The organism is Arthrobacter sp. P2b, assembly GCF_900168295.1.
Taxonomy (GTDB): Bacteria; Actinomycetota; Actinomycetes; order Actinomycetales; family Micrococcaceae; genus Arthrobacter.
Map to the genome: position 1 here is coordinate 620,868 of NZ_FVZL01000001.1, position 13,050 is coordinate 633,917.

A 13,050-nucleotide genomic window follows, 5' to 3' on the forward strand; every position below is an offset into this window, starting at 1 on the left:
CGCTGGGGGTCAGCTGTTGCGGACGGCGTTGACCACGTAGTCAACCGCCTTATCAACCGCTACGTTCTCAGCTTCCCCCGTGCGGCGGTCCTTGATTTCCACGACGCCGTCCACCAGGCCGCGTCCGACGGCCAGGATGGTGGGGACGCCCACCAGTTCTGCGTCGCCGAACTTCACGCCGGGCGACACCTTGGGGCGGTCGTCGTAGATGACCTGCAGGCCGGCTGCCTCCAGGTCCAGGGACAACTGCTCCGCGGCGGCGAAAATGTCCTCGCCCTTGCCCACGGCAACCACGTGGACGTCAGCCGGCGCCACGGCGCGTGGCCAGACGAGGCCGCGGTCATCGTGGTTGGCCTCGGCAAGGGCAGCGACGGCGCGGGTGACGCCCACACCGTAGGAGCCCATGGTGACCACTACCTGCTTGCCGTTCTGGTCCAGCACCTTCAGGTCCAGGGCTTCGGCGTACTTCCTGCCGAGCTGGAAGATGTGGCCCATCTCGATGCCGCGGGCAATTTCCAACGGACCGGAGCCGTCCGGGGACGGGTCGCCTTCGCGGACGTCGGTGCACTCGATGACGCCGTCCCAGGTGAAGTCGCGTCCGGCCACCAGGCCATAGACGTGCTTGCCGGCCTCGTTGGCGCCGGTGATCCAGGCGGTGCCGCGGACCACGCGGGGATCCACGAGGTAGAGGAGCTTGGTGGAGCTTTCGCTGCCCAGCAGGGGTTCGTCCAGGGTCAGGCCGGGGCCGAGGTAGCCCTTAACGATGAGGGGCTGCTTCTTGAGGTCGTCGTCGTTGGCTGCTTCCAGTCCGATTTCCCCTGCAATGGGCAGGAAGGAACCGATGTTGGCTTCCACGCGCTTGAGGTCAACGCCGCGGTCGCCCGGCAGGCCGATGACCACAAGCTGGCGTTCACCGGTGGGCAGGGTGACGGCGAGGACAACGTTCTTGAGGGTGTCCGCGGCAGTCCAGGCGCCGCCGTCGGCCTCGCTGCGGGGGGCCAGTTCGTTGGATGCCGCCACCAGCGTTTCGATGGTGGGGGTGTTCGGGGTGTCCAGTACCTGGGCGGCAGGCGCGTTGCTGAAGTCGATCTCCGCGGGGACCACGGTGGTGACGGCTTCCACGTTGGCGGCATAGCCTGCGGCCGACCGGACAAAGGTGTCCTCGCCGATCTCCGTGGGGAACAGGAATTCCTCGCTCTTGGACCCGCCCATGGCGCCGGCGGTGGCGGCAACCGGGACGACCTCCAGGCCCAGCCGGGCAAAGATCTTGAGGTAGGCGGAACGGTGCGCTGCGTAGCTGGCGTCCAGGCCGGCGTCGTCCACGTCGAAGGAGTAGGAGTCCTTCATGATGAATTCGCGGCCGCGGAGCAGGCCTGCCCGGGGACGGGCTTCATCGCGGTACTTGTTCTGGATCTGGTAGAGGCTCAGGGGCAGGTCCTTGTACGACGAGTACAGGTCCTTCACCAGCAGCGTGAACATTTCCTCGTGCGTCGGGGCCAGGAGGTAATCCGCGCCCTTGCGGTCCTGGAGCCGGAACAGGCCCTCACCGTACTCGGTCCAGCGGTTTGTGGCCTCGTACGGTTCGCGCGGCAGCAGTGCCGGGAAGTGTACTTCCTGGGCGCCGATGGCGGCCATTTCCTCGCGGATGACCTCCTCGACTTTGCGGAGCACGCTCAGCCCCAGCGGAAGCCACGTGTAGATGCCGGGGGCTGCGCGGCGGATGTATCCGGCGCGGACCAGGAGCTTGTGGCTGGCGACCTCGGCGTCGACGGGATCTTCGCGCAGGGTGCGCAGGAAAAGCTGGGACAGTCTTAGAACCACGGGTGGTATCCGTTTCTGGGGAAGTGCTGGATCAGCAGGGCCGGACAAATTCGTCTGGGTACTAATCTACCGGCACCCGGCGCCAGGCTTGGACTGCAGGCTGGACTGGTCCCTGGCCAAAAGTGCCGGACACAGTAGAGCCACGCCCGGAATTACAAAGCCCCTGGCCCCCCAGTGAGGCTGGTCATCGCATCCGGGCGTGGCTCGACGCCGTTATCGCCCAAGTACTGGTGAGGACTGGTGAGACCGCCCACGCCACTCCAGCGCAGCTAGACCGAACCTATGTGATCGCGCACACGTTTGGCAAGTAGCCTTCGTTTTTGGACCGTTGACCCCCCCGCTGTGCGCGGCCTACCTTTAATTCATCAGGTGATGAATTATCGGCGCACCACGTGCCGGAAACCCTCCTGTCCAGGGCGGAGGCGGCCATGTCCCATTCGGCAACAGCAGGAATCCAGGCCACCGGGACCGGCGGCGCGGTGGTGGCGCGCGGCCTGAATGTGGTGCGCGGGAAGGTTCCCGTCCTGAGCAGCCTGGACTTCGCCATCCCGGCCGGCCAAATCACCGGCCTCCTTGGGCCGTCCGGAAGCGGTAAAACCACCCTCATGCGGGCCATCGTCGGGGTCCAGCTCGTGTCGTCCGGAACGGTGGATGTCCTGAGCCTAGCCGCGGGGAGCCCGGCGCTGCGCCACCAGGTGGGTTACGTGACCCAGTCGCCCAGCGTCTACCCGGACCTGACGGTGGAGGCGAACGTACGGTACTTCGGCGCCATGCACCGCAAAAGGAAAACGGATGTGGATGAGGCGATTGCCGCCGTCGGGCTTCAACAGCAGGCACGCCGGAAAACCGCGGACCTGTCCGGCGGCCAGCTCAGCCGGGTTTCGCTGGCCTGCGCCCTGGTGGCCCGCCCCAGGCTGCTGGTGCTGGACGAGCCCACCGTTGGCCTGGATCCGGTGCTGCGGGCGGACCTTTGGAGCCGTTTCCGGTCCATGGCCGAGGACGGCATAACCCTGCTCATATCGAGCCACGTGATGGAGGAAGCCAGCCACTGCCAATCGCTGCTGCTCCTGAGGGAAGGCAGGCTGCTGGCCCAGCTGACCCCTGAAGAGCTCAGCAGGCGGGGGCACAGCAACGACCTCGAGAAAGCTTTCCTCACCATCATCCGGGAGTCGGAAAACAACGACGGCGTGAGCCCGGGAGGCCGCGACGCGGCCGCCGGTGCCGCCACGGACAGGAGCGGACGGTAATGGACATCAGGATGCTTCTTGCCACCACGCACCGGGTCCTTGACCAGCTTCGCCATGACCACCGCAGCATCGCCCTGATCCTGGTGGTTCCGGCGCTCCTCCTCACCGCGGTGTATTTCCTGTACGAAAATGAGGTTCTTCCGCCGGGAGCTCCACGTACCTTCGACCGGGTGGGGCTGATGATGCTGGCCATCTTCCCGTTCGTGGTCATGTTCCTGGTCACTTCCATCACCATGCTCCGCGAACGTACGTCCGGAACACTGGAACGGCTGCTCACCACCCCTGTGCATAAGGCGGACCTGCTCTTTGGCTACGGCCTGGCCTTTTCCATCATGGCCGCACTCCAGTCGCTGGTGGCAACGGCGGTGGCCTACTGGGTTTTTGGCCTTGATATTGAAGGTTCCCCGGGCCTTGTGGTGATGATTGCGGTCATCAACGCCGTCCTGGGTGTGGCGTTGGGCCTGCTGTGTTCGGCCTTTGCCAGGACGGAGTTCCAGGCAGTCCAGTTCATGCCCGTGGTGGTGGTTCCGCAGATTCTGTTGTGCGGCCTGTTCGTGGCACGCGACCGGATGAACGATGTCCTGGAATCCGTGTCCAACGTCCTTCCGCTGACGTTTTCCGTGGATGCGCTGCAGGAAATCGCGGCCAACTCCGAGGCCACCGAACAGCTCTGGCAGGACGCAGGCATCATGGCAGCCATCGTCCTGGGCGTGCTGGTGCTGGCATCGCTCACCCTCCGCAGGCGCAGCGCATGACCTCAGGCGGGCACGGCGCTGCAGGTGTCAGGCGGGGACGCCGGGGCGGCAGTGCCGCGTCCCGGGACCATATCCTTGAGACCGCGAGGCGGCAGTTTGCCGAACATGGCTTTGAGGGTACGAGCCTGCGTCAGGTGGCCCGGGTGGCGGGCGTTGACCCGGCCATGATCCACCACTTTTTCAAGGGCAAGGACGAGCTCTTCGCCCTCAGCGTGGAGCTTCCGGCGGACCCCGAGCAGGTGCTTTCCGGGGTAGCCGGCTCCGACCCCGGCCAGCGTGCGGAGCTGGTTGTCCGCGCCGTGCTGCGCCTGTGGGAAAGCCCCGCGCAGCCAAGCCTGGTGGCGTTCCTCCGGGGAACACTGGGGTCAAAGGCGAAAACTGCCCTGCTCCGGGAAATGGTGAACCGGACCATTATCAGCCGCATCATGGCAGGCGTTCCGGGGACACCGGATGAGGTGGCCCTGCGCGGCGACCTCGTGGCAACGCAGATGGTGGGCCTGATGATGGTCCGCTACGTGGTCCGCCTGGACCCGCTGGCATCGGCAGAACCGGAGGATATTGTCCGGCTCATCTCCCCCAACGTGCAGCGGTACCTGACCGGGAACCTACTTGATGAGGGCGCCGGCTGATTCCAGGAGCGCAGCTGCGCGGGAAGCGCCGGCCTCGGCGTCTTCGCCGGAGGTGACGGCGGTGATGACCACGCCGTGGTGAACAGCCTGTGCAGTGACGATGGATCGTACCTGGCCGTCGGGCAGTTGGCTGTCCGTGCGGTAGGCGGTGGTTCCTGCCGCGCCGTCCAGAGGGGTGAGCGTGACCACTACGACCACCCCCTCAGCCGTCATGGTCATCTGTGAGCACTTCTCCAGCTGGGCGGACGGATCTGCAACCTTTTCCAGGGCCGCCTTGTCCAGTCCCGCCAGCAGGGAAACGGCGGTGACCGACCCGGTGCCGGCGTCGGTGCTGAGCCCCGTGGCCATGGCCGCCCCGTCCACGGTGGGCAGGGTGCTTGAGGCAGCCAGCTCCTTGCACTCCGCCGGCTCAACCTGGACGGAATTCATCATCGCTTTGGCTTGCTCGAGGCTGGCCTCCAGTTCGGCGCCCGGCACGGCCGTCAGCCGCCGATCAGCCGAATCACGCAGCTGGCGTACGATGACGGCCAGCTCCTCGCTCGTGTACGCCTTGGGCGTGGCGGTGGGTGTGGGGGTTGCGGCCGGAACCGTACTTGCCGCTACGGAGCTCTCCGGTGCCGGGGAGTTGACCGCCGGAGTGTTGGCCGGGCCGCCGCAGGCCGTCGCGGACAGGGCAAGCATGGTCGTGGCCGCGAAGTATCCAAGCACAGACGTCTTCAATTTTCCCCCAATATTTAAGATTTTCGCAGGCAGCCGCCGGCTAGAACAGAACTGTAGCGAACGTTCCCACCTGCCGGAAACCGACGCGTTCGTACGTGGAACGCGCCCTCACGTTGAAGCCGTTGACGTAAAGGCTGGTGACCGGCGCGACCTTCTGCGCCTGCTCCACGACGGCGGACATGTACCCGGGGCTCAACCCCTGGCCGCGGAAGAGCGGGTTCATCCATACGCCCTGGATCTGGGTGACCTCGGAGGTGACAGCGCCCAGCTCCGCTTTGAACACCACTTCCCGGGCATCGTTGAGGTGGACGAGGGAGTGCCCCTGCCGGATGAGGCCTTCCACCCGGCGGCTGTAGAACTCCCGCCCGCCCGAGAACGGCGAGTATCCGACTTCCTCCTCGAACATCGCGGCGCAGGCAGGGAGGATGCGATCAAAATCCGCCAGGTTTCCCAGTTCGAGGCCGGGGTTGGGCTCGACGCAGGACGGCCCGTCGATAATCATCAGGGGCTGTTCGGCGCGCACTTCATGCGCACGGTGGCCCAGCTCCACGAGTTCAGCATGAAGGGCCAGCACAGCCTGCGCGGGCCCAAAGGCCGAGGCGTAACGCCGGCCTGACCTGTTGGCGGCCTCGGCCACCACTCCGGCAAGGGCGGGATCCAACTGGACCGGAACCAGGTTCGCGCCTGCCCAGCAGGCACCCACCAGGATGCCGTCGTCGAACACTCCGATAATGCCGGCGCCGCCGCTGGTAGGCGCGGCGGTGCCGGCAGCGCGCAGGTGGGCGAGAATGAACACATTGGTGACCGGATCCTGCCGGGCAAGGAGCCTCAGCGCCTCGGTGTCCTGGCCGTCCAGCGTGCGGACCGAAATCCCCGCCAGATCGGTAACGTCCTTACGAGACGCTAACCACGGGGCTACCCTTGACAGCATCTTCGCCATCGGCCTCCCCCATCTCTTCCGCGATACGCATGGCCTCTTCGATCAGTGTCTCAACAATTTCGCTTTCGGGAACAGTCTTGATGACTTCGCCCTTCACAAAAATCTGGCCCTTGCCGTTACCGGAAGCAACGCCGAGGTCGGCTTCACGTGCCTCACCCGGTCCGTTCACCACGCAGCCCATGACGGCCACGCGCAGGGGAATCTCCATTCCCTCCAGCCCGGCGGTCACCTGCTCCGCCAGCGTGTAAACGTCCACCTGGGCGCGGCCACAGGACGGGCAGGAGACAATTTCCAGCTTGCGGGGACGCAGGTTGAGGGACTGCAGGATCTGGTTTCCCACCTTGATCTCCTCCACCGGCGGGGCCGAGAGGGAAACGCGGATGGTGTCGCCGATACCCCTGGACAGGAGGGCGCCGAAGGCAGTGGCGGACTTGATGGTGCCCTGGAACGCGGGGCCGGCTTCGGTCACGCCGAGGTGGAGGGGCCAGTCACCCTTTTCGGCCAGCATTTCGTAGGCCGCCACCATGATGACGGGATCGTTGTGCTTGACCGAGATCTTGAAGTCGTGGAATCCGTGCTCTTCGAAGAGCGAGGCTTCCCACACTGCAGACTCCACGAGCGCCTCAGGGGTTGCCTTGCCGTACTTCTTGAGGATGCCGGGCTCCAGCGATCCGGCGTTGACGCCGATGCGGATGGAGGTGCCGTGGTCCCGCGCGGCAGCGGCGATTTCCTTGACCTGGTCGTCGAACTTGCGGATGTTTCCAGGGTTGACGCGCACGGCGGCGCATCCGGCCTCGATGGCGGCGAAGACGTACTTGGGCTGGAAGTGGATGTCCGCGATGACCGGGATCTGGGACTTCCGGGCAATGATGGGCAGCGCCTCGGCGTCGTCCGCGGAGGGGCAGGCAACACGCACGATGTCGCAGCCGGATGCCGTCAGCTCCGCGATCTGCTGCAGCGTGGCGTTGATGTCAGTTGTGGGCGTGGTGGTCATCGACTGCACGCTGATGGGGAAGTCCGAGCCCACCCCAACGGAACCGACTTTGATCTGGCGGGTCTTGCGGCGCGGGGCAAGGACGGGTGGCGGTGCTGACGGCATTCCCAGGCTGACCGAGGTCACGTGGACTCCTAGAGTTGAAAGGGTAAAGAAGAAGCGGCTACGCCGTGAGTCCGGCGAGGACGCCGATGATGGGTGACCATTCCGTGATGCGGGTCCCGGCGATGACTCCGGCGGCGGCGAAGGGATCCTGCTTGAGGATCGAGTTGAGGGCGGCCTCGTCTGCTGTCTTGAAGATCAGGAGCGCTCCGGCGCCGTCACCGTACGGACCGCTGGCGAGGAGGACGCCGTCCTGCGCAAGGCCCGCAAGCCATTCGCGGTGCGCTGGCCGGGCCTCGTCGCGGGCTTCGGTGGAATCGGCGGCATAAACGTACTCAACGGCAAAAACTGTCATACCGCTACCCTATCGCCATGCCCGCCCTGCCACCCATCCGGGTACTATCTCCGGCCGGGCAGAAGACCGGTTTCAGCTGAGGAAGAGGACCTTGACGGCGGCTGCGGTACCGGCGGCCCAGAGCATGGACGTCAACGTTCCGATGATGAAACGCTCAGCCGCCACCGGCGTCTCCTTCAGCTCCGCGAACCGGCCCAGGCCTTTGATGGCCACGATGTACGCGATGGCCACCGGCTGGCCGGTCAGAATGGCCAGGCACACTCCCAGCCGCTCCAGGATGCCGATGATGGCTCCGCCGCGCAGGATCCGCTGTGCCGATGCGGCCGGCTCCGCAGGCGCAGCGCCCGACGCCGGGTGCTCCGGTTCAGCCGTCAGCTCGCCGTCCACCTTTTGGCCGGCTTCGTCCGGGTGGCTTCCGCGCACAGGGTCAACAGTGACGTCCGCGGACGGGTCCTCCGCAGCCCGCCGGGCCTGCTCTGCCGCCTTGGCGGCGTCCGCCCTGTCGTCAATGGTTCTGGCGAGTTTGAAAACGAGCGCCGTCACAGGCCAGCCCGCAAAACCAGCCATAAGCAGTGCAACCGTGATCCACAGTGCGTTCATTGAGCTCCTTCACCATGGGGCCGGGCAGTCGTTGAATGGGCAATCGTTGAATGAGCATGGTCCAGAAGCATTGCTGCCGCCGGCCTGGCTGCCCATTCTTCCTGCCAGCCGGACCGGAGTACGGTACGGCTCACCGATTGTTCGCTGATTCCAAGCTCCAGAGCCACCTGCTTTTGGCGCCCGTGCCTGGCGGCTTCCTGGCGGCGGAGGGCGTCCACCACCCGCCACTGGGCATCTGTGCGCTCCTGCACAACGCGGCCCAGCAGGCGCAGCACCGCTTCAGCGTTGGCACAGGCCCGCACCCCCTCAGCGTCCACGGCGCGGCCTTCCGCGTCTTTGCCCATAGTGCCCGGCACCACCGACAACGGAACCTGCGAGCCTGCTGCCTTGGCCCGGTCCACGGCGTGGCGTGCGGCAACGAACGCTGCCCCTGTCCCCTCACGGGGGCTGGCACCGCCAGGGAGCGATACCGCTCCGATGCCGATTCCCACATACCAGCGGCCGGCCCGCAGCGCATGCAGGGCAATGTCCACAACATCGGCGGGGTCAGCCACCACGCCCTGGAGCTCATCGCCCACCGAGCGCTCAAAGGCATCAGGTGTCAATTCGGCAAGCTGGGAGATCAGGTCCGGAACCCGGTCCGTATCTCCTGTGCTGCCCCGCTGGTCAATCGTCATAACGAACATTGATCAACCATATGCGGCTGACTATCCGATCTCAATCAAAATTGACTGATTTCTGGGAATCAACCGGAGCTGTATTAGGAGTCAGCCGAAGAGATTCACCGGCTTGACGATGTCCGCGTAGATCAGCAGGGCGCTCATGCCCATCAGCAAGGCCGCCACCACATATGTCACGGGGAGCAGTTTGGCGATGTCAAAGGCGCCTGGGTCCGGTTTGCCGAACAGCTTTGCCACCCTTCGCCGGGCGCCTTCGTACAGCGCACCGGCAACGTGGCCGCCGTCCAGCGGCAAAAGCGGGATCAGGTTGAAGACGGCCAGGGCGAAGTTCAGCCCTGCCAGCAGCCCGATCAGGGTGGCCACCCGGGACTGGACCGGGATTTCCTCCATGGCGGCGACTTCGCCGGCCACCCGGCCGACGCCCACCACGCTGATGGGACCGCTGGGATCGCGGGGCTCTTCACTGAAGGCGGCCTTCGCCACGCCCACCACGCGTGCGGGCAGGTTGAAGATGACGCCGGCAACCTGGCGGATGTTTTCCCCCGCCATGGGCAGGACGGTCGACGCCGGCTGCGGCACCAGTTCAGTGTGCGCGCCGATTCCCAGGAAGCCGACGTCCTGGTACCGGAGGTTGCCGGCGTCGTCCGTCTCCTGCCGGCCGTCCACGCCGATGATGGGCCGGGCGGACAAAACGGGGGTCACCGTTGTGGAGAGGGGGGCGCCGTCGCGCTCCACGGTGATGGCTACCTCGCGGCCGGCGGAGGCGCGGATCCACTCGGTCAGCTGGTCCCAGCTGGTGACGTCCTTGCCGTCGAAGGACGTCACGGTGTCATTGGGCTGCAGTCCCGCGGCGGCGGCAGGCGTCAGCCGGCAGTCCGCAGAGTCGGGGTCCACCGTTTCGCCCGCCGCCACCTGGCACTTGGAAACGTCGGAAATGGTGGTGGTGGCTGTTGCCATTCCGAAGCCCATCAGCAGGACGGCCGTCAGGATGAGGCCGAGGACCATGTTCATGGCCGGTCCGCCGAGCATCACGATAATCTTTTTCCAGACCGGAAGCCGGTAGAAGACGCGGTTTTCGTCGCCCGGGCCAACTTCCTCATGCGCCATGGACCGGGCTTCGGTGGCCAGGGTCTGGAACATCCCCGTGCTGGAAGGGCGGACCGATCCGTCGTCCTTGTTGGGCGGGTACATGCCGATCATGGACACATAGCCGCCCAGCGGAATGGCCTTCACGCCGTACTCGGTTTCGCCCCTCCGTTTCGACCACAGGGTGGGGCCGAAACCGATCATGTACTTGGTCACGCGCACCTTGAAGAGCTTGGCGGGCACCAGGTGGCCCACTTCGTGGAGCGCGATGGAGGCGGCGATGCCGATGGCCACAAAGACGACGCCGAGGATAAAAAGGAGAACGGGGGTCATGGAGGTGCTTGCTGCTTCCTAGAGACTGCTGACTGCTAAACGTTCGTGGGCGCGGGCGCGTGCCCAGCTCTCAGCATCAAGCACGGATTCCACCGTGAGCCGGGAAGAACCTGAATGTTCGCTGAGCACGGCGTCCACCGTGTCCACGATGTCGGTGAACCGGATGCGGCCGGCATGGAAGGCCGTCACGGCTTCCTCGTTGGCTGCGTTGAAGACTGCCGGGAAGGTGCTGCCCTGCCTTGCGGCATCCTTCGCGAGATCCACGGCGGGGAAAGCGGTCACGTCCAGCGGCTCGAAGGTCCAGGTGGCCGCCTTGGTCCAGTCGCAGGCTGCCGCGGCCTTGGGCACCCTGTCCGGCCAGCCCAGCCCCAGCGCAATGGGCAGGCGCATGTCCGGGGGCGAGGCCTGGGCGATGACGGAGCCGTCGATGAACTGGACCATGGAGTGCACCACGGACTGGGGGTGGACCACAACGTCTATCCGGTCCAGCGGAACATCGAAGAGCAGGTGCGCCTCGATCACTTCGAGTCCTTTGTTGACGAGCGTGGCTGAGTTGGTGGTGACCATAACGCCCATGTCCCAGGTGGGATGGGCCAGCGCTTCCTCCGGGGTGACACCGTGCAGTTCCTCGCGGCTCCTGCCCCGGAACGGGCCTCCGGACGCTGTGAGGATGAGTTTTTCCACTTCGCCGGCCGTTCCGGACCGCAGGCATTGGGCTATCGCGGAGTGCTCTGAGTCCACGGGGACAATCTGGCCGTCCCGGGCCGCTGCCTTGACCAGCTCCCCGCCCACAATGAGGGATTCCTTGTTGGCCAGGGCCAGTGTGGCGCCGGACTTGAGCGCCGCCAGGGTGGGGGCAAGGCCTATTGAACCGGTGATGCCGTTGAGCACCACGTCCGCCTCGATTTCCGCAATGCGGGTGGAGGCGTCGGGGCCGGACACGATCCGGGGCCGGTAGCCGGACTTTCCCGCAGCGGCGGCTGCCTGGTCGATCAGGGTGGCCAGGCGGGCCGGATCACCGCCGGCGATTCCCACGGCTGCAGCTCCCGTATGCACCGCCTGCCGGGCGAGGAGTTCCAGGTTGCCGCCGCCTGCGCTGAGTGCCACGACCTCGAAAAGGTGCGGGGCGCCGTCGACGACGTCAATCGCCTGGGTGCCGATGGAACCGGTGGATCCGAGGAGGACGACTCTGCGTGGCTGCATTGGTTAAGTATCCCGCACCTCCTTGACCGGCTGCGCCTTGACCTCGGCACGGCCCGGCGTAACGTGGATGCCGTGGACTGGCTGTCTTGGTTCGATGCGCCGGAATACGAGTTCGCCCGGCAAGTGCTGCAGCGGGGCATCGCCGCGCTCTACTTCGTCGCGTTCCTGTCCTCGCTGAATCAGTTCCCCGCGCTGCTGGGTGAGCGCGGACTTCTCCCGGCACCCGAATACCTGGGCGGCTTCAGCAGGCTGCGCCGGCCCACCCTCTTCCGCTGGCGCTACTCCGACGGCCTGCTGCGGGCCGTCTGCGCGGCGGGGCTTGTGATATCGGCGCTGCTGGTGGCCGGACTCCCGCAGATGGGACCTCCCTGGGTGCCGCTGATTGCGTTCCTGTCCCTCTGGCTGCTGTACATGTCCATCGTGAACGTGGGCCAGACGTTCTACGGGTTCGGCTGGGAGATGCTCCTCCTTGAAGCGGGCTTCACCGTGGCGTTCCTCGGGTCTGACCAGACGGATCCGCCCCGGACCATCCTGATCCTGATCGTGTGGCTGGTGTTCCGGCTGGAATTCGGCGCCGGGATGATCAAGATCCGCGGCGGCCGGGAGTGGCGCGACCTGACCGCGCTGTACTACCACCATGAGACGCAGCCAATGCCCGGTCCGCTCAGCCGGCAGGCGCATCTGCTGCCCAAGCCCCTCCACAAGGTGGAAGTGCTGGGCAACCATTTCGCCCAGCTGGTGGTCCCCTTCCTGCTGTTCGCTCCCCAGCCGGTGGCCAGCGTCGCAGCGGCGATCGTCATCGTCACACAGCTGTGGCTGGTGGCCACCGGCAACTTCGCGTGGCTGAACTGGATCGCCATCGTGCTCGCGTTCGCCGCCGTCAGCGATTCGGCGGCCCACGCCGTCCTGCCGGCCATCCCCCTGGACTGGCACGGTGCGGGCGTGGAGCGGGAGACTCCGCTCTGGTGGCTGGTCATCACGCTCGCTGCCACCCTGTTGCTGGTGGTGCTCAGTTACTGGCCGCTCCGGAACCTGTTCTCCCGCCGGCAGCTGATGAATGCGAGCTTCAACCGCTGGCAGCTGGTGAACACCTACGGGGCGTTCGGAAGTGTCACCAAGCAGCGCATCGAGATTGTGGTGGAGGGCACCCTGGACGACGACCCCGATGAGTCCTCCGACTGGCGTGAGTACGGCTTCAAGGGAAAGCCCGGGGACGTGCGCAGGATTCCCCGCCAGTATGCCCCCTATCACCTGCGGCTGGACTGGCTCATGTGGTTCCTGCCGCTGCGGACGGTGCACGAAGAGTGGTTTTACGCCTTCCTCGGCAAGCTGCTGGAGGCGGACCGGAAGACCCTGCGGCTCCTGCGCCATGACCCGTTCGACGGCGGGGCGCCCCGCTGGGTGCGGGTCCTTAGCTACCACTACCGTTTCGCCACCCGCAAGGAGTTCCGGGAGACGGGGAACCGGTGGGTGCGCACCCGGCTCTACGAGGCCATCCCGCCGATCTCCCTCCGGCGGTCGCAAGGCCGGCGAAGGTGAGCGGCCGGCCAACGCGGAAACCGGCGCCGGACTCCAGGGCAGCTTG

The 13,050-nt window shown here is 66.0% G+C and carries 13 protein-coding genes; 4 read left to right on the forward strand and 9 right to left on the reverse strand.

The window, feature by feature from the left end:
• Positions 1-9: 9 nt before the first annotated feature.
• The gene (locus tag B5520_RS02795; protein WP_079595514.1) at positions 10-1,821 is read right to left on the reverse strand and encodes a proline--tRNA ligase; all 1,812 of its coding nucleotides are present in this window, start codon (positions 1,819-1,821) and stop codon (positions 10-12) included.
• A 428-nt stretch (positions 1,822-2,249) separates the two neighbouring features.
• Between B5520_RS02795 and B5520_RS02800 the strand changes: the two genes are divergently transcribed.
• From B5520_RS02800 to B5520_RS02810, 3 genes are read left to right on the forward strand one after another with little or no spacing between them, the layout of a single operon-like run.
• Complete coding sequence (locus B5520_RS02800; RefSeq protein WP_079595882.1) at positions 2,250-3,068, forward strand: ABC transporter ATP-binding protein; 819 nt, start codon at positions 2,250-2,252, stop codon at positions 3,066-3,068.
• A gap of 11 nt (positions 3,069-3,079) precedes the next feature.
• On the forward strand, positions 3,080-3,823 hold the full coding sequence (locus B5520_RS02805; RefSeq protein ID WP_079595883.1) for an ABC transporter permease: 744 nt from the start codon (positions 3,080-3,082) through the stop codon (positions 3,821-3,823).
• A complete protein-coding gene (locus B5520_RS02810) occupies positions 3,820-4,452 on the forward strand; it encodes a TetR/AcrR family transcriptional regulator (protein ID WP_079595515.1) in 633 nt (210 codons plus the stop codon). Before B5520_RS02805 ends, B5520_RS02810 begins: the two co-directional genes overlap by 4 nt.
• On the opposite strand, the gene B5520_RS02815 is transcribed toward B5520_RS02810, so the two are convergent.
• The 8 genes from B5520_RS02815 to dxr all read right to left on the reverse strand — a co-directional run bounded on the left by B5520_RS02815 (position 4,429) and on the right by dxr (position 11,465).
• Complete coding sequence (locus B5520_RS02815) at positions 4,429-5,172, reverse strand: hypothetical protein (protein WP_079595516.1); 744 nt, start codon at positions 5,170-5,172, stop codon at positions 4,429-4,431. The genes B5520_RS02810 and B5520_RS02815 overlap by 24 nt on opposite strands.
• 40 nt (positions 5,173-5,212) lie before the next feature.
• The gene (locus B5520_RS02820) at positions 5,213-6,103 is read right to left on the reverse strand and encodes a GNAT family N-acetyltransferase (RefSeq protein WP_079595517.1); all 891 of its coding nucleotides are present in this window, start codon (positions 6,101-6,103) and stop codon (positions 5,213-5,215) included.
• Positions 6,066-7,232: a flavodoxin-dependent (E)-4-hydroxy-3-methylbut-2-enyl-diphosphate synthase gene (gene ispG, locus B5520_RS02825; RefSeq protein ID WP_079595518.1), complete on the reverse strand. Its 1,167-nt coding sequence runs from the start codon at positions 7,230-7,232 to the stop codon at positions 6,066-6,068. The genes B5520_RS02820 and ispG overlap by 38 nt, the downstream gene beginning before the upstream one ends.
• A gap of 37 nt (positions 7,233-7,269) precedes the next feature.
• A complete protein-coding gene (locus B5520_RS02830; protein WP_079595519.1) occupies positions 7,270-7,563 on the reverse strand; it encodes a YciI family protein in 294 nt (97 codons plus the stop codon).
• 72 nt (positions 7,564-7,635) lie between these two features.
• A complete protein-coding gene (locus B5520_RS02835; protein WP_079595520.1) occupies positions 7,636-8,163 on the reverse strand; it encodes a hypothetical protein in 528 nt (175 codons plus the stop codon).
• Positions 8,160-8,849 carry a MarR family transcriptional regulator gene (locus B5520_RS02840; RefSeq protein ID WP_079595521.1) on the reverse strand — a complete coding sequence of 230 codons (690 nt, stop codon included), beginning with the start codon at positions 8,847-8,849 and terminating at the stop codon, positions 8,160-8,162. The genes B5520_RS02835 and B5520_RS02840 overlap by 4 nt, the downstream gene beginning before the upstream one ends.
• An 81-nt stretch (positions 8,850-8,930) precedes the next feature.
• Positions 8,931-10,262 (reverse strand): M50 family metallopeptidase, encoded by a 1,332-nt coding sequence (locus tag B5520_RS02845; protein WP_079595522.1) that lies wholly within the window; start codon positions 10,260-10,262, stop codon positions 8,931-8,933.
• Positions 10,263-10,280: 18 nt separating this feature from the next.
• Positions 10,281-11,465 (reverse strand): 1-deoxy-D-xylulose-5-phosphate reductoisomerase, encoded by a 1,185-nt coding sequence (dxr, locus tag B5520_RS02850; protein ID WP_079595523.1) that lies wholly within the window; start codon positions 11,463-11,465, stop codon positions 10,281-10,283.
• 72 nt (positions 11,466-11,537) lie between these two features.
• On the opposite strand from dxr, the gene B5520_RS02855 reads away from it, so the two are divergent.
• Positions 11,538-13,004, forward strand: coding sequence for a lipase maturation factor family protein (locus B5520_RS02855; RefSeq protein WP_079595524.1), 1,467 nt, complete (start codon positions 11,538-11,540; stop codon positions 13,002-13,004).
• The last annotated feature ends 46 nt before the right edge of the window (positions 13,005-13,050 follow it).